14 protein-coding genes are annotated in these 16,632 nt (G+C 43.5%); 9 read left to right on the forward strand and 5 right to left on the reverse strand.

Annotated elements, in window-relative coordinates:
- Together BUC01_RS19110 and BUC01_RS19115 are read left to right on the forward strand one after the other, a co-directional pair.
- Positions 1-666, forward strand: a 666-nt coding sequence (locus BUC01_RS19110; RefSeq protein ID WP_175560902.1) for a DegT/DnrJ/EryC1/StrS family aminotransferase, incomplete at its 5' end; no start/stop codon positions are given.
- Positions 666-1,253 (forward strand): sugar transferase, encoded by a 588-nt coding sequence (locus BUC01_RS19115; RefSeq protein WP_025832466.1) that lies wholly within the window; start codon positions 666-668, stop codon positions 1,251-1,253. The genes BUC01_RS19110 and BUC01_RS19115, both read left to right, overlap by 1 nt.
- 146 nt (positions 1,254-1,399) lie before the next feature.
- Here BUC01_RS19115 and BUC01_RS19120 read toward each other — a convergent pair whose 3' ends face one another.
- A complete protein-coding gene (locus BUC01_RS19120; protein WP_025832468.1) occupies positions 1,400-2,797 on the reverse strand; it encodes an MFS transporter in 1,398 nt (465 codons plus the stop codon).
- Between the two features lie 170 nt (positions 2,798-2,967).
- On the opposite strand from BUC01_RS19120, the gene BUC01_RS19125 reads away from it, so the two are divergent.
- The 3 genes from BUC01_RS19125 (at position 2,968) to gcvT (ending at position 6,904) form a co-directional block, all read left to right on the forward strand.
- Positions 2,968-4,380 carry an amidophosphoribosyltransferase gene (locus BUC01_RS19125; RefSeq protein WP_025832470.1) on the forward strand — a complete coding sequence of 471 codons (1,413 nt, stop codon included), beginning with the start codon at positions 2,968-2,970 and terminating at the stop codon, positions 4,378-4,380.
- A 194-nt stretch (positions 4,381-4,574) separates the two neighbouring features.
- Positions 4,575-5,798 (forward strand): peptidase T, encoded by a 1,224-nt coding sequence (gene pepT / locus BUC01_RS19130; RefSeq protein ID WP_073314546.1) that lies wholly within the window; start codon positions 4,575-4,577, stop codon positions 5,796-5,798.
- Between the two features lie 20 nt (positions 5,799-5,818).
- Positions 5,819-6,904 (forward strand): glycine cleavage system aminomethyltransferase GcvT, encoded by a 1,086-nt coding sequence (gene gcvT, locus BUC01_RS19135; RefSeq protein WP_025832472.1) that lies wholly within the window; start codon positions 5,819-5,821, stop codon positions 6,902-6,904.
- Between the two features lie 65 nt (positions 6,905-6,969).
- Here the strand turns inward: gcvT and BUC01_RS19140 are convergent, their stop codons facing one another.
- Both BUC01_RS19140 and BUC01_RS19145 read right to left on the reverse strand, forming a co-directional pair.
- Positions 6,970-8,490, reverse strand: a complete 1,521-nt coding sequence (locus BUC01_RS19140; RefSeq protein WP_025832473.1) for a M48 family metallopeptidase — start codon at positions 8,488-8,490, stop codon at positions 6,970-6,972.
- A gap of 192 nt (positions 8,491-8,682) precedes the next feature.
- On the reverse strand, positions 8,683-8,937 hold the full coding sequence (locus tag BUC01_RS19145; RefSeq protein WP_007212861.1) for a type B 50S ribosomal protein L31: 255 nt from the start codon (positions 8,935-8,937) through the stop codon (positions 8,683-8,685).
- A gap of 257 nt (positions 8,938-9,194) precedes the next feature.
- Between BUC01_RS19145 and BUC01_RS19150 the strand changes: the two genes are divergently transcribed.
- The 4 genes from BUC01_RS19150 to BUC01_RS19165 all read left to right on the forward strand — a co-directional run bounded on the left by BUC01_RS19150 (position 9,195) and on the right by BUC01_RS19165 (position 12,911).
- Positions 9,195-10,202: an endonuclease/exonuclease/phosphatase family protein gene (locus tag BUC01_RS19150; RefSeq protein ID WP_025832482.1), complete on the forward strand. Its 1,008-nt coding sequence runs from the start codon at positions 9,195-9,197 to the stop codon at positions 10,200-10,202.
- A gap of 282 nt (positions 10,203-10,484) precedes the next feature.
- A complete protein-coding gene (locus BUC01_RS19155; RefSeq protein ID WP_009128956.1) occupies positions 10,485-11,489 on the forward strand; it encodes a class II fructose-bisphosphate aldolase in 1,005 nt (334 codons plus the stop codon).
- A 154-nt stretch (positions 11,490-11,643) separates the two neighbouring features.
- Complete coding sequence (locus BUC01_RS19160; protein WP_025832484.1) at positions 11,644-12,177, forward strand: DUF5034 domain-containing protein; 534 nt, start codon at positions 11,644-11,646, stop codon at positions 12,175-12,177.
- 11 nt (positions 12,178-12,188) lie between these two features.
- Positions 12,189-12,911 carry a hypothetical protein gene (locus tag BUC01_RS19165; protein ID WP_025832486.1) on the forward strand — a complete coding sequence of 241 codons (723 nt, stop codon included), beginning with the start codon at positions 12,189-12,191 and terminating at the stop codon, positions 12,909-12,911.
- 206 nt (positions 12,912-13,117) lie between these two features.
- Here BUC01_RS19165 and BUC01_RS19170 read toward each other — a convergent pair whose 3' ends face one another.
- Together BUC01_RS19170 and BUC01_RS19175 are read right to left on the reverse strand one after the other, a co-directional pair.
- The gene (locus tag BUC01_RS19170) at positions 13,118-14,968 is read right to left on the reverse strand and encodes a glycoside hydrolase family 13 protein (RefSeq protein WP_025832488.1); all 1,851 of its coding nucleotides are present in this window, start codon (positions 14,966-14,968) and stop codon (positions 13,118-13,120) included.
- A gap of 149 nt (positions 14,969-15,117) precedes the next feature.
- Complete coding sequence (locus BUC01_RS19175; RefSeq protein WP_025832491.1) at positions 15,118-16,452, reverse strand: tetratricopeptide repeat protein; 1,335 nt, start codon at positions 16,450-16,452, stop codon at positions 15,118-15,120.
- Between the last annotated feature and the right edge of the window lie 180 nt (positions 16,453-16,632).

Genomic DNA, 16,632 nt, shown 5'->3' on the forward strand with positions numbered 1-16,632 from the left:
GAAACGGATATTGCCATCTTTTCTCTTCATGCTGTAAAGAACGTTACTACTGCGGAAGGAGGCGCCATCTGTCTGAATCTTCCTGCCCCCTTTGACAATGCGGAACTTTATAAAGAACTCCGTATGATGAGCCTGAATTGTCAGACTAAAGACGCTTTTTCTAAATCCAAAGCCGGTGGCTGGCGTTACGACATAGTCGGTTTGGGAATGAAAATAAATATGGCTGACGTAAATGCGGCTATAGGCTTGGCTCAGATACGGGAATATCCGGAACTGCTGAAAGAGCGTAAAAGAGTCTTCAACACCTATTCGAAAGGATTTGCGGATTGTGACTGGGTTGTTCTGCCACCTTCTGTGGACGGAGAAAAAGAGAGCTCATACCACATCTATGCGTTACGTATCAAAGGATTTACTGAAGAACAGCGTGATCGTATGATTGATGAGATAGCCAAAAGCGAAGTTGCTGTGAATGTCCATTTTATCCCGATGCCGATGCTTTCTTTCTTTAACTCATTAGGATATGATATAAAGGATTATCCTCAAGCCTATGAGAACTTTAAGGGAGAGATTTCCTTGCCTATTTATCCGCAACTGGATGAAGAACAATTATCCTTCATAATTAAGACTGTAAAGTCCGCATATGATAAAGTGACCGGTGATAAATGATGATTCGCTTCTTTGATATTCTTTTCTCCTTTTTAGGCATCCTGTTCTTGTTTCCTGTTTTCCTGCTTTTGTATATTGCCATTCGTCTTGAAAGTAAAGGTGGTGGCTTTTATAAGCAATTACGTGTCGGGCTTAATGGCAAGGACTTTTATGTCTATAAGTTCCGTTCAATGCGTATTGGTTCGGATAAACAGGGCTTGATAACGGTAGGTGGGCGTGATCCCCGTATTACCCGTATTGGTTATTTTATCCGTAAATACAAGTTGGATGAATTGCCTCAGTTGTTTAATGTCCTGAAAGGTGATATGAGTTTGGTCGGTCCCCGTCCGGAGGTTCGTAAGTATGTCGATTTATATACGGAAGAACAGAGAAGGGTTTTGTCCGTGCGTCCTGGAATAACCGATTATGCGTCCATTGAATATGTGGATGAGAATACGATATTAGGGCAAGCAGAGGATGCGGATAAAGCGTATGTAGAGTTGATACTTCCGGACAAGATACGCTATAATATGAAGTATATTGAGCATCGGTCAGTGGCGGAATATTTCAAAATTATATTTCTGACTATATGGAGTATTATCCATTGATAAAACGTTTCTTTGGGATGATGAAATGGTTGTTTATTCCACTTTATGTCCGGAAGATCAAAAAGTAACTTTATGAGTATAACATAACTAGGATAGTCTCTCTTCATAATTAAGGTTAATTTCACGGCGGTGAAATTAACCGTAGTTTATTCCTTAAGCACCGACGGCTGCGACAATCTCAAACTACTCACAATCGCCGCAATAAGTGCAAATACACTTCCCGTAATCAAGCAAACCTCCGTACTCTCACTTCCCACCACCCAACTAAATAGAAGAGCCACAAGAGTCGTCCCCAAAGTCTGTCCCATTAACCGTGCCATGCCTAACATCCCACTGGCTCCACCGGAGCGTTTTGTAGGGGCGGAAGCGATGATGGTACTATTATTGGGCGTTTGGAAAAGTCCGAAGCCGATACCGCAGACTGCCAATCGCAGACAAATACTAAGAATTGATGACTCTGCATCCAAAGTGGAGAGTGAGTAAAGCCCGATACAGAAGATTCCCATGCCGATGCTTCCCAGTATTCCCGGATGGATACGCTCCACCAGATAACCGGCAACCGGTGCTGCAAATAGAGTGGCAAGAGGCCAGGGAGTCAAGAGTAACCCGGTCATTACCTCACTATGTCCCAACGTGTTTTGCAGGAAGAAAGGTAATGAAATCATAGCCAGCATCTGTGCTGTGAACGAGCAGATAGAAGTTAATATTGAGAGTCTGAATATGGGAATTCTCAGTAAATCCAATGGCAACAGAGGAGATTCCTGGCCTAACTGGTGACGTACATAATACGTGCCGACAATGATGAGTATCACTAATTGTATTATCAGATAATCGTAGCGCTCGTGATGAGCGAAACCATCCAGTGTATAAATCAGTAATCCGAAGGTAACCGCATTGGCAATGGCACTGATGATATCGAATTTCCGTTTGGAGAGTTCTTCCCGCCGGGGCAGATATTTGATACCTAATATCAACGCAATAATACCTAACGGTAGATTGATTGCAAATAACCAGTGCCAGGAAGCTATCGACAAAATACCACTGGCAACTGATGGCCCTGCCGCAGCCGATATGGCAACTACCATAGCATTGATACCCATGCCCCGTCCAATCTGTTTTTTAGGATAAATAAGGCGGAGCTGAGCCGTATTTACACTTGTGATGGCGGACGCACTGAATCCCTGGAAAACGCGGGCAACCGTCAATGTCCAGAATGAATCGGAAAGAGCGCACATGAGAGACGTTATGCAAAAACAGGCTATGCCGGAAAGGAATATTTTGCGATATCCGAATATCTCACCCAAAGCGGAAAATGAAAGTAGGGATATGACGATTGCTAATTGATAACCATTGACAATCCACGTGATTACAGAAGGGGAGGTGCCGAAGTCATGTGAAAGGGTAGGGAGGATGACAGTACTGATATTAATGTCGAGTACTGACATGCAGAGAGCAAAGCCAACAGCTACTACAGCCCATATACGCCGTGGAAATGGTAATCCATCCGTTTCGTCTGTTTCCAGAGATTTTCCATCTTGAACCATATAAATTACTTTATCTGCGAATTAAACAAAATGTCCAATCCGGTGTTCGGAAAGATGTATAAAAATAAGTTTTTTTAGAAATTGTCTCGTCGGAAAGTAACGCGGAGAAGAAACTTCTTTGTACCTTTGTGCCCGTCAATACTAAAATCAATAATAAATATAAGGAATTTATGGGAGGATTTTTCGGGACAGTCGCTAAAGCGAGCTGTGTGACGGACTTATTTTACGGAACAGATTATAATTCACATTTAGGAACAAAACGAGGCGGACTTGCCACGTATGATGCAGAAGAGGGCATGTTTGCGCGATCTATTCACAACTTGGAAAGCACGTATTTCCGAACCAAGTTTGAAGACGAGTTGGACAAATTCAAAGGAAATGCCGGCATAGGAATCATCAGTGACACGGACCCTCAACCTATCATCATCAACTCCCACCTCGGACGCTTCGCCATTGTTACGGTAGCCAAAATAGTCAACCTGGAAGAAATAGAAGCGGAACTACTTTCCAAAAACATGCACTTCGCCGAACTCAGTTCCGGCAATACCAATCAAACCGAACTTATCTCATTACTTATTATACAAGGCAGAAACTTCGTAGAAGGCATCGAAAATGTATTCCGTCGTGTGAAAGGTTCTTGCTCTATGTTGCTGTTGTCGGAAGATGGCAGTATCATTGCCGCCCGTGATAAGTGGGGACGTACCCCGATTGTTATCGGCCGGAAAGACGGTGCATATGCCGCAACCAGTGAGTCGAGCAGTTTCCCGAATCTGGATTATGAAATAGACCGTTATCTCGGTCCGGGTGAAATTGTACGTATGACTGCTGATGGAGTAGAACAATTGCGGAAGCCAGAAGAAAAGATGCAGATATGTTCGTTCCTGTGGGTATATTACGGATTTCCCACCTCTTGTTATGAGGGACGTAATGTAGAAGAAGTGCGCTTTACCAGCGGATTGAAGATGGGACAGAAAGATGCCTCTCAGGTAGATTGTGCATGTGGTATTCCCGATTCCGGTGTAGGTATGGCGTTAGGATATGCTGAAGGTAAAGGAGTGCCCTATCATCGTGCCATTTCCAAGTACACACCTACATGGCCGCGTAGCTTCACTCCCAGTAAACAGGAGATGCGCTCGTTGGTGGCAAAGATGAAACTGATACCGAACCGTGCCATGTTGAAGGACAAGCGGGTGCTGTTCTGCGATGACTCGATTGTGCGCGGCACGCAACTTCGTGATAATGTGAAAGTATTATATGAATATGGCGCAAAAGAGGTACATATCCGTATTGCTTGTCCACCGTTGATTTACGCTTGTCCGTTTGTTGGTTTTACAGCTTCAAAAAGTCCTTTGGAATTAATTACCCGTCGCATTATCGCTGAATTGGAAGGCGATCCGGATAAGAATCTTGAAAAATATGCAACTACCGGTTCTCCGGAATATGAGAAGATGGTCAGCATCATTGCCGAGCGTTTCGGACTTACCAGTCTGAAGTTTAATACGCTGGAAACCCTCGTTGAGGCTATCGGGTTGCCGAAATGTAAGGTTTGTACACATTGCTTTGATGGTAGCAGTTGCTTCTAAGTAACTTCAAAATACTAACATTTTGTAAAAAGGGGCGTGAATTGCTTGGCTATTCACGCCCCTTTTTTTACCTTTACGGCAAAACATAATGTGCTAATGTGAGCAATATGCTAATATACTAATTAGCTGCGTGGTATTTATACTGTTATCATTATTGGCACATTGACATATTATCACATTAAAACATTATTAATATGGCTTTAGTAGAACGTTTTTTGAAGTATGTAAGCTTTGACACCCAGTCCAGTGAGGAGACTGAGGTGACTCCAAGTACTCCGGGGCAGATGGTATTTGCCAGGTATTTGAAAGAAGAATTAGAATCTTTAGGTCTGGAAGACATAACGTTGGATGAACACGGCTATTTGTTCGCCACACTTCCGGCCAATATTGATAAGCCGTTGCCTACTATAGGCTTTATCGCTCATATGGACACCAGTCCTGATATGAGTGGCAAAGATGTATCACCCCGTGTCGTTCAGAATTATGACGGTTCCGACATTGTACTTTGCGAAGAAGAGAATGTGGTGCTTTCTCCCGAACAGTTCCCCGAATTACTGGATCATAAGGGTGAAGACCTTATTGTGACGAATGGCAAGACATTGCTGGGTGCAGATGATAAAGCGGGTATTGCAGAGATTGTTTCCGCAATCGTATATCTGAAAGAACATCCTGAAATCAAGCATGGTAAAATCCGTATCGGTTTCAATCCGGATGAGGAAATCGGACTCGGTGCGCATAAATTTGATGTAGAGAAGTTTGGTTGCGACTGGGCTTATACAATGGATGGCGGCGAAGCCGGTGAGTTGGAATTTGAAAACTTCAATGCGGCATCAGCCAAAATTACCTTCAAGGGACGCAATGTGCATCCGGGTTATGCCAAGAACAAGATGATCAACTCGATCCGTGTAGCCAACCGTTTCTGTGCTATGCTGCCCGGTCACGAAACGCCGGAACATACCGAAGGTTATGAAGGTTTCTACCACCTTATCAGCTTTAATGGTGATGTGGAACAGACAACAGTTGCTTATATCATCCGTGACCATGACCGTGCCCGTTTTGAAAATCGTAAGAAAGAGATAGAACAATTAGTTCAGAAAATCAATGCTGAATATGGTGAGGGTACTGCCAAACTTGAACTTCGTGACCAATACTATAATATGCGTGAAAAGATTGAGCCTGTGATGCATATCATCGATACGGCTTTTGCCGCAATGGAGGCCGTAGGTGTGAAACCGAATGTAAAACCTATCCGTGGCGGTACGGACGGCGCGCAGCTTTCTTTCAAAGGTCTGCCTTGCCCCAATATTTTTGCCGGAGGGCTGAACTTCCACGGACGATATGAATTTGTTCCTATCCAGAATATGGAAAAGGCGATGAATGTCATTGTGAAGATTGCCGAACTTGTTGCTGCAAAATAATAATTTAAATACCTTAAAACATGAAAACCACTCCGTTTACTGAAAAACATATCTCGCTGGGCGCTAAGATGCACGAGTTTGCGGGATACAATATGCCGATAGAATATTCCGGTATCATCGATGAACACCTGACTGTGTGTAATGCTGTCGGTGTGTTTGATGTTTCCCATATGGGAGAGTTCTGGGTGAAAGGTCCGAATGCGCTGGCTTTTCTTCAGAAAGTGACTTCTAATAATGTGGCTGCGCTGACTCCGGGTAAGGTGCAATATACCTGCTTCCCAAATGAGGATGGCGGTATTGTGGATGATTTACTGGTTTATCACTATGAACCGGAAAAGTATCTGCTGGTAGTGAATGCCTCAAATATAGAGAAAGACTGGAATTGGTGTGTTTCGCATAACACAGAAGGTGCCGAGTTGGAAAATGCTTCCGACCGTATGGCACAACTTGCCGTGCAGGGACCGAAGGCCATTCTTGCTCTGCAGAAACTGACGAGTGTTGACTTGTCGTCACTTTCGTATTACACCTTTACGCATGGTGAGTTTGCAGGTGAGAAAGATGTGATTATTTCCAATACGGGCTATACGGGTGCAGGAGGTTTTGAACTCTATTTCTATCCTGAAGCTGCTATGAAGATTTGGAATGCTGTGTTTGAAGCGGGTGAGGAGTTTGGCATCAAACCTATTGGCTTGGGTGCCCGCGATACGCTTCGCTTGGAAATGGGATTCTGCTTGTATGGTAATGACCTGGATGATACGACTTCGCCTATTGAGGCCGGATTAGGCTGGATAACCAAATTTGTGGAAGGTAAGAACTTCACAAACCGTCCGGCATTAGAGAAACAGAAGGCGGAAGGCACTGTCCGTAAACTTGTAGGCTTTGAGATGGTAGATCGTGGTATTCCCCGTCATGGATATGAGCTGTTCAGTGCGGATGGCGAAGCTATCGGTGTGGTAACTTCGGGCACTATGTCACCAACCCGTAAGATTGGTATCGGCATGGGATACGTAAAACCGGAGTACAGTAAAGTAGGAACGGAGATTAACATTGATATGCGCGGACGTAAGTTGAAAGCTGTAGTGGTCCGTCCCCCGTTCCGTAAGTGAATTATAGAATAACTTCAAAAAACAGGGCGTCTGAACGGGTAAGATTCGGGCGCCCTGTTTGTGTTCTATAATCTGCTGATTTTATCTAATAGTTGGTTTGCCCAACCAATTTCTTTGTTGGCCCATTCTTTATCTTCTTCTTCTACTCCCTGTGCCTGATAACGGGAAAGCAGGTCAAGGTATTCTTTCAGGGTACTGGCTGCTTTTGACTGTTTGTTCATACGCATCAGCAATAGGATTTCCTGTTTATAGATGTCCAGATTAGGACTGTCTCCTGCCAGTTGTCTGGCTTTCCAAAGCAAGGCTGCACACTCTTCATTGACTTTCTCCGTATTATAAAGCGCCATTTGCGATTTCACCAGAATGACATAGTCGTGATCTGAAGCAAGGTTATTGTTTAAATTCTTTTGAATTAACCGTATTGCATCCTCATAGCGTTGGTCGGCCATGTTCATGGCAGCATTGAAAGTTACTACATCCGACATTGTTTTAAGATAAGGACGGCTACTTTGATTCTCTGCTTTCTCCCCCTTTTCTATCCGCTTTCTCAGGTTATCGACACTGCCATAGCGGAGCAGATTATCTGCGCGATTCTGTATATTGTAGAATCCGATGACCTTGGCAAGGGCGGAAGAAAGTCCGTCGGGGTTCATACCTCTGAATACCAGTAATTCACGGGCAATTCTGTCAGCGGAATATTCCTGGTTATTTTTGTATTTCATTCCCAAACGGTTGATCACATTCGTATTTAACAAGGCGGCGATACTTCCGATACTGGCAACGGCGCCTATTCCTAAGGCTGTGTCGTCATCGTCCCAATATGCTACATCCAACGCTACTTCGGCGGTGACGGCAAGAACTGTTCCCCAAAATGCAGCCCGTTTGGCACGGCGTTCTGCACGATATATATTATTAATCTGATGGTCCAGTACAAAGTGCGACATTTCACTCGCAATGATAGCGGCAAGTTCATCTTCCGAATCAAGAGTACAAAGCAGGCCGGTACTGATGAGCATGGTTCCGTTTGGCAACATATAAGCATCCGGTTCCGGAGACTGGATGATACGTACATTCAATGGCTCATCGCGGTTGGGGTCAATGCCGGAAGCTGATAGTTTGGCAAAGATGTTCTGTACATATGAGGTGATGAAGTCGTCATTATAGCTAATCTCTTCCAGTTTGTACAGATAGTCCCGGCATTCTTCATCTACTTCCCGTCGCAGTTTGGTATGATATCCATTTTGATTGAAGTATTCGTATAGATGTTGTTTCAGGTAGACTTGTTGCCAGAACTCCTGATCGGTTTCGGGAGGTAAAATAGTAATGTCTTTCATGTCTTCCTCCGGAACCGCGATTTGCATACCGTTGATTTCGGCAGCATAGAAGATGTCGGAACCAACTTTATCTGTCGATTTCATTTTTACCACTCTCCGGATAACTACAGGAGTACCGGCCGGATAATTTTCGTACTTTTGTTTTAACTCTCCTTTTATGGCGATCGGACCGCTCAAATCTTTTTGTTTGGCGGCAAATCCTGCTGTAGAGAGAATGACAGCAAGAATGACGAAAGTGACAAGACGTTTCATATTGATTCGTTTATGGTTTGTATTATTGGCTTGTAATCAAAGTTATAGATACAAAAATAGGAAAGAGTTTTCTCTCTTTCCTATTTTTTCCCCTACAAAGTAGTAGGGAATTTCCTATATCCTTTAACTTATGGGTAGCAAAAAAGGGAGACTTTTTTCAAAATCTCCCTTTTTTGCTTTCATGAAGCAGAATTATTTCTTCTTACGGTCACCGTAGCGGCTCATGAACTTATCAACGCGACCAGCTGTATCTACCAATGTAGATTTACCAGTGTAGAACGGGTGAGAAGTGTTAGAGATTTCCATCTTTACCAGCGGATAAGTTTCACCTTCGAACTCGATGGTTTCCTTAGTATTTACAGTTGAACGAGACAAGAACATGTCACCATTAGACATATCTTTGAATACTACCGGACGGTAATTTTCAGGATGAATACCTTTTTTCATTTCAATATTTGTTTTTTAATTATTATATTCGGTTACTATTTTGGTAATAAATAGTGTAATGGTCTCATTTTTCAGAGCGCAAAGATAGTGCAAGTCGCAGATACTACAAAATAAATTCTGATTTATTTTTGTTTAAGTCGTGGTCTATCCTGTTTAAAGGCAGTGCTTTTTTCTGGATTAGAAAAAAGTTTCCTGAAAAAATAGGTTTATCGCTTTTTATTTCAGATTTTTGCATGGTATTAAAATTTATATTCAGCATGAAGAAGCTACTTTTTCTATTTTCCCTATGGCTCTGTGTTACGACGGCGGGAGCCCAGCAGAACGAGCGAAATCTGTATAGTGTTGCGTTCTATAATCTTGAAAACCTGTTCGATACAATTCATGATGCAGGCAAGAATGACCTTGAATTTCTGCCTACAGGCAGTTATACCTGGACGGCTCAGAAGTATGAGGCCAAGTTGAAGAACCTTGCCAAAGTATTGAGTGAAGTATCGCGCGACCGGGTGCCCGAAGGACCTGCCGTTATCGGTGTGGCGGAAGCTGAAAACAACCGGGTATTGACGGATTTAGTAAACCAGCCGGCTATTTCCAATTATAAGTTTGTGCATTATGAAGGACCGGACAAACGGGGTATCGATTGTGCTTTGTTATATGACCCTGCACAGTTCACTGTTACCAATTCCAAATTGGTGCTTTCCACTCCTTTTGAAGGCGATACTGTGCATCTGACACGCGGCTTCCTTATTGTAGACGGACAGATGGCAGGCGAACGTATTTGTTTTATTGTGAACCACTGGCCTTCCCGCGGTGCCAAGTCTCCGGTACGTGTGCATGCTGCCAAACAGGTGAAAGCACTGACTGACTCCCTGATGCGTGAGGATAAGAAGCTGAAACTGGTAGTCATGGGTGATATGAATGATGATCCTATGGACGAAAGTATGGAAGCATTGGGTGCACGCAAATATCCCAAGCAGGTGAAGAAAGGCGAATTCTATAATCCCTGGTGGGAAACTCTTGAAGATAAGGGTGTGGGGACTCTGCTTTATCGCGGTAAGTGGAACTTGTTTGACCAGATTGTAATTTCCAAGCCTCTGCTGAAAGCTAAGAAAGGCTTAAAATACGATCATAACGAGGTCTTTATCCGTGAATATCTGATTCAGCAGGACGGCAAATATAAAGGTTCTCCGTTGCGTACGCATGGCGGACGTGTATGGCTGAACGGTTACAGTGACCATCTGCCGACCATCATCTATTTGAAGAAGTAGTATATATAATAATGTGTAAATGGAGACCGGAAAGTTAAACTTGCTTTCCGGTTTTTTTGTTATATAAAAGGAGATACGCAAAAAGGCGGATGAGAACGACAGATGAAAAGAGTTTGTAATATAGAGATTACAATATTCTGTTAAAATCATCCAATAGCTTTAAAAGAGAATTGTTTTGACGGGTGGCAGGCGATAATTTATTCCCGACCTGTTCTTTCTTTTGAAAGATAATGACTACTTTTGCGTAGAATTTTTATTCACTAACAATAAACTTTAAACAAAATGGTTAATTACAAAGATTTGGGTCTCGTAAATACAAGAGAAATGTTTGCGAAGGCTATCAAGGGTGGATATGCAATCCCTGCATTCAACTTCAACAACATGGAACAGATGCAGGCTATCATCAAAGCTGCAGTTGAGACAAAGTCTCCGGTAATCCTTCAGGTATCTAAGGGTGCCCGTCAGTATGCTAACGCTACACTGTTGCGTTACATGGCTCAGGGTGCTGTGGAATATGCTAAAGAATTAGGCTGTAAACATCCTGAAATTGTTCTTCACCTTGACCATGGAGATACTTTCGAGACTTGCAAGAGCTGTATCGATTCTGGTTTCTCTTCAGTAATGATCGATGGTTCTCACCTGCCTTACGAAGAAAACGTTGCTTTGACTAAGAAGGTAGTTGAATATGCTCATCAGTTTGATGTAACTGTAGAAGGCGAACTTGGCGTTTTGGCCGGTGTAGAAGATGAAGTTTCTGCTGAACACCATACTTATACTGACCCTGAGGAAGTTATCGACTTTGCTACTCGCACAGGTTGTGACTCTTTGGCTATTTCAATCGGTACTTCTCATGGTGCTTACAAGTTCAAACCCGAACAGTGCCACGTTGATCCGGCTACAGGTCGCTTGGTTCCTCCTCCTTTGGCATTCGAAGTATTGGATGCTGTAATGGAGAAACTTCCGGGATTCCCCATCGTACTGCACGGTTCTTCTTCAGTTCCTCAGGAAGAAGTTGAAACTATCAACAAATATGGTGGCAAGCTGGAAGCTGCTATCGGTATTCCTGAAGATGAATTGCGTAAAGCTGCTAAATCTGCAGTTTGCAAGATCAACATCGACTCAGACTCTCGTTTGGCTATGACTGCTGCTGTTCGTAAGGTATTTGCTGAGAAGCCGGGAGAATTCGACCCTCGTAAGTATCTTGGTCCGGCTCGCGACAATATGGAGAAACTGTACATGCACAAAATCCTTAACGTGCTGGGTTCAGACAATAAATTGGCTGAATAATCTACAGGTCTGTTAGAATATAAATGGAAGGCTGCTCTTGAAAAAGGGCAGCCTTTTTTATATATGCAAAACTATAGCTTGACTTATGCAGTATTTTACAATTTCTTGCATTTCTTAAAGACTGGAAAGCCGTTGAATCACTAAAAATTAAAATATGAAAAACAAATTATCTATTTTACTGGCACTGCTCTTTTTGCTTTGTACGGCAATGTGCTGTGAGGAATTTGAGGAATACATTCCCTGTCAGGTGACTTTAACCGGAATAGGTGAGGTAGAACACTTGGATAATGCCGGAAGCGTGCCTGTTGCTCCGGTGGGCGGAGTGGTATCTCGCCAGGCATATATGTTGCGGATACCCTTGGACTTTGAATATGAAAAAGAGATTGTAGAGGGAACATATTATGAATATATCCTGACCGATACCATTGCCTGTGTGCAGATTATCTCACTCACCGCTTATGACGAGTCCCATCCTGCCGGTACGGATGTGAACGAGCTTTTCATGGATTACCCTTTGTGGCAGAAGGATCAAATGACAGATTATAAATACGGTTATACGCATGGGACTGTTTTCTATAAAATACCGCGTATACTTCCTCAAGCCGGGGTACATCGGTTTAAAATCGTAGTGACCACTCGCAGCGGAGAAGAGTTTACCAAAGAAACAGATGAGATCACCATGCAATGAAGGAGGGGCAGATGAGAAACCTATTTATCACAATGCTGGCAGTGGGACTGCTGGGCATTACAAACGTGCAGGCACAAAATAGAATCTCCCGCCATCAGCTTGACATAACGACTGGAGTCTCTTGTCATTTTCAGAACGGGAAGTCCTGGATATCGCTTTCCCCTGTTCCTGCAGCGAACTTTACTTATACTTTCTATGTGTTTCCGCACTGGGGACTCTTTTCTTCTATGGGTGCAACTCTCATGATTCGAGAGGGAAATGGAGATAATTTGAGAAAACCCTATAAAAACGACCATTTCATAGAAAAAGCTTATGACTTGGATGACGACACGGGTCCCTCTATGGCTTTCGGAGTCGCCTATCGGCTGAATAAACCGGTATGGGATGTACAACTGCGCTTGGGGTATTACTTGATTGGGGCAGAGGAACATGATTCCTTTTTTTATATTAAAGAGAAGAATTCCAATGTTGTTCGTACGGTTGATTATGACCAGACATTCTCTGTGGAACCTGGCGGTTTTGTCAGTGCTCTGCAAACTTCGGTTATGTTGTCGAGGCGCATCTGGCGCAAAATCCATCTCTCAGTGGAGGCCAAATATATCTCCCCTTTTGAACGGGCCACACAGACTTTTGAAAAGAGGAATCTGCTGACAGGTGAAGTGGAAGACGCTTATTTAAAACGTGTACGCGTGCATTATCTGGAGGTGGCGTGTGGAATCAGTTGGCACTTATAAAACTTGTACTACTTAATTCGTTGTTTTGCTTTAACTACACCGGCAGCATACCGAGGGAATTTATATCTAAAAAATACAAGAAAATCGGCACATATCCAAGGCTTATACTGGATATGTGCCGATAAATTTAGTAACTAAGAAGGCGAAGGGACTTTTTCAGGCCCTCCATATATCGCTGCGTTTTTTGTTTTCTGGTAAAATACTGTTTACAGTTCAATCACCAGTGATTCTCTCGGTCCCATTGTCAGCGATTCACCGAATGCAACTGTCTTTCCGCTAAGAATATCTTTTCCTTGTTTGGAATCTTTCAGTATTTCTTTGTAGAATTTCAAAGGAACAGTAGTTTCGGCATCTGTACCATTCAGCATTACGAATACGGTTTTACCTTCGTACTGGCGGGCATACGCATAAACACCATTCTGTACCATGAATTGCACCATACTACCTTTGGCGATAACATCGTTTCCTTTACGCCAGTTCAATAAGGTCTTGTAGAAGTTATAACATTCGTTCTGTATCTTGCTGCGTCCTGCGGCTGTCAATGCGGTTTCTGTATCGCCAGACCATCCGCCGGGGAAGTCCTTACGGACGTATCCGTCACTCTTGCTCTTTACACCGTTCATCATGATTTCCGTACCATAATAAAGCTGAGGAATGCGGCGAGTGGTGAGCAACAAGGTGGAAGCCTGTTTCAGCATTGGCAGGTTGTCTCCTTCGCCCAAGAAGCGGTCGGTGTCGTGATTCTCGATGAATGCCAGTACGGAAGCCGGGTTAGGATAGAGGAAGTCGTATACGAAACTGTTGTATACACGGTCCAGACCTTTGAACCATGTCTCTGTTTGTTCGGTCTTGGCAATGTTTATCTTATCGAAGAAACTGAAGTCCATAACGGTTTTCAGATTACTATTCTTCGGAACGGAGAGCTTGGAGTCCATTTGCCACCAAGCTGTGTAAGCAGGCTCGGTTACCCAAGTTTCACCTACGGTGTTGTAGTTGGGATATTCTTCATTCAATTCTTTCATCCAGTTGCTCATGGCGTCATAGTCAGCATACGGATAAGTATCCATACGAATACCGTCGATGTTGGCGTACTCAATCCACCAGAAGCTGTTCTGTACGAGGTAGCGATATACGTGCGGGTTCTTTTGGTTAAGGTCCGGCATAGCGGTAACAAACCAACCGTCGTTCATCTGGTCGAAATCGTATTGGGAAGTATAAGGGTCAACGTGCGGAGTCAGCTTGAAAGAAGTCTGCACGAAATTCTTTTCGTGGTCGGGGTTGTTGAACCAGTCTTTAGACGGCATATCTTTAATCCATGGATGTTCTACGCCGCAGTGGTTGAAGATCATATCCATTACAATCTTGATGCCACGGTCGTGGCATTTGGATATCAGTTGCTGATACTCTTCGTTGGTGCCGAAACGCGGATCAACTTTATAGTAATCGGTAGTAGCATAGCCGTGGTACGAACCACCGGTCATGTTGTTTTCCAATACCGGAGTGAACCAAAGGGCAGTTACACCCAGGTCGGAGAAGTAATCCAGATTTTGCTCGATACCTGCAAGGTCACCACCATGACGGGCGTTCGGATCGTTGCGGTCTACTTTATATTCGGCCATGCCGGGAATCTGGTCATTGTCCGGATTGCCGTTTGCGAAACGGTCGGGCATCAACAGGTAGAGGGCGTCGGAAGCATCGAAACCTTTGTGTTCACAACTCTTCTTGCTGCGTGCTTTCAGTTCATACTCTTTGACGATTTTCTTTTTGCCTTGTGCAAAAGTGAGAGCTACTTTACCGGGTTTCACATCTTTCTCCAGTCTCAGGTAGACAATCAGGTAGTTGGGACTTTCCAGCTTGACAGTGCTGCTCAAAGAAACACCGGGATAGTTGACAGTAACAGAAGAGTTACCGATGTCTTCACCGTAGACCATAAGCTGGAGTTCGGGATTCTGCATTCTGGTATACCAAAACGGAGGATCGATTTTGTTTACGTTCATAGCTGCATACGTACTAAGGGAAAGTAAAAACGTTCCCAGGATAAGGAATAATTTTTTCATGATATTAGCTTTTCGTTATTATATCCGTATTTTGGTGCTAATATACGCAAATAGCGGAGAAAGCTGCCGCTACTCCGCTACTATATACCTTATTATGTTATGCAAACGTTTTCTGTAAATAAGAATTTAGCGGCAAAGCCGCTAAGTTGTCATTTATTTGTTTCTTCCCCTTTCCCTTGAAAGAAATTATCGACTTTCTTTCTTTCCTGAATATCTTTCAACCAGGCTTCGGCAGCATTATATCTGTTGTTCTCTCCGATGATGGGTACGCCGTCTGCGTCCACTTCTTGTAGTTTATCGTTATTCTTCGGTCGGGTTCTCAGGTAGGCTTTCAGGCATTGCTCGGCTTTGGGGATGTTTTTCAGACTGTAATAGTAAACGTAAGCGGCATCATATAGCAGTTTATGCTTATTCTTATCATACCTTTCATATTGTTCTAATAAGATATTGGCTTGCTCTTTATACATGTTTGCCATTTTGTAGCAGTCGGCCAGGCCAGTATAAAGGGGGACTATAGTGCTGTCACTGGGTATTGTAAGATTGATTGCGGTTTCCAGATGCGATACCCCCTCCTTTGTCCACGGGGTTTTGGAGCAGGCACGTCCCAGGTAATAATGCGCATTTACATTCGAACCGTCCTCCTTCACTGCCTTTTTCAATAAATCTCTTGCTTTGTAAAAGTCTTCAGTAGCGTAGTGACTGATTCCAGCATACAGGCAAGTAAGGAATGTGCTGTCACCGTTTTGCAGGAGATAATTATATCGCTCTATAGCTTCCGGATAATATTTGTTCATACAATAAGCCTGTGCGTTGACTCGGTTTACGAGAATGTTGGTGCTGTCTAAGCAACGGTATCTCTCCGTAGTTCCTATAGCCTCATCAAACTGGCGGGCAGCTATGTATATGTTTCCCAGTATGGCGGGTGCCATGTAGTCTTTGGGATACCTCTCCTGTATGTCCTGATAGGCTTCTATGACAAGGTGTACCTCAGAGTTGTCACAGACGCGTGACATGCTTTCCGCTCTCAGGTGCAGTACAAAAGCAGAACTGTCCTGTTCGGCCAGCAAATTGCTTTCCTTCAGGGCATCACGGTTTCTTTTCATATTCAGCAGCAGGCTGATGTATTGTATTCGTACATATTTATTGTCCGGATTAAGATTGAGAGCACTCTGGTAGTAATCCAGTGCTTCCCTTTGTTTAGCGATGGACTTGCAGCATTCGGCGGCTTCAATGTATGCCCGGGGGGTGAGGGAGTCTTGCTCTATGATTTCCTGGAATACAAGCAAAGCTTTATCATTGTAGCCCAGTCCTTTCAGAGCTCTTCCTTTCTGATAGAGAAGAGGCACGGTCGGTGTCTCTTGTTCCATAAGTTGCAAAGCTGTTTCGTAGTCATAGTTTGCCATTGCCTCCTGAATCGGATTAGTATTCTGTGCCATCAGCAATGAAGAGGCACTGAGAAAGAGTAGAATGAAGAGTTTTCGCATAGTCTTTTTATCTTTTAAGTATTGCTTAACCGAGCGCAAGTTACTAAAAAGATTTACTTTACGAAATATTCGTAGTGACTTTTAGATAGATTAACTAATAAAAATAGCGCCCCTTCTTCCGAAAGAGCGCTACAATTGTTTGAGTAAAATGAATCGTAAAGATACGGTTCAAAGTACATA

This window comes from Bacteroides stercorirosoris (assembly GCF_900142015.1).
In the GTDB taxonomy this organism is placed as follows: Bacteria; Bacteroidota; Bacteroidia; order Bacteroidales; family Bacteroidaceae; genus Bacteroides; species Bacteroides stercorirosoris.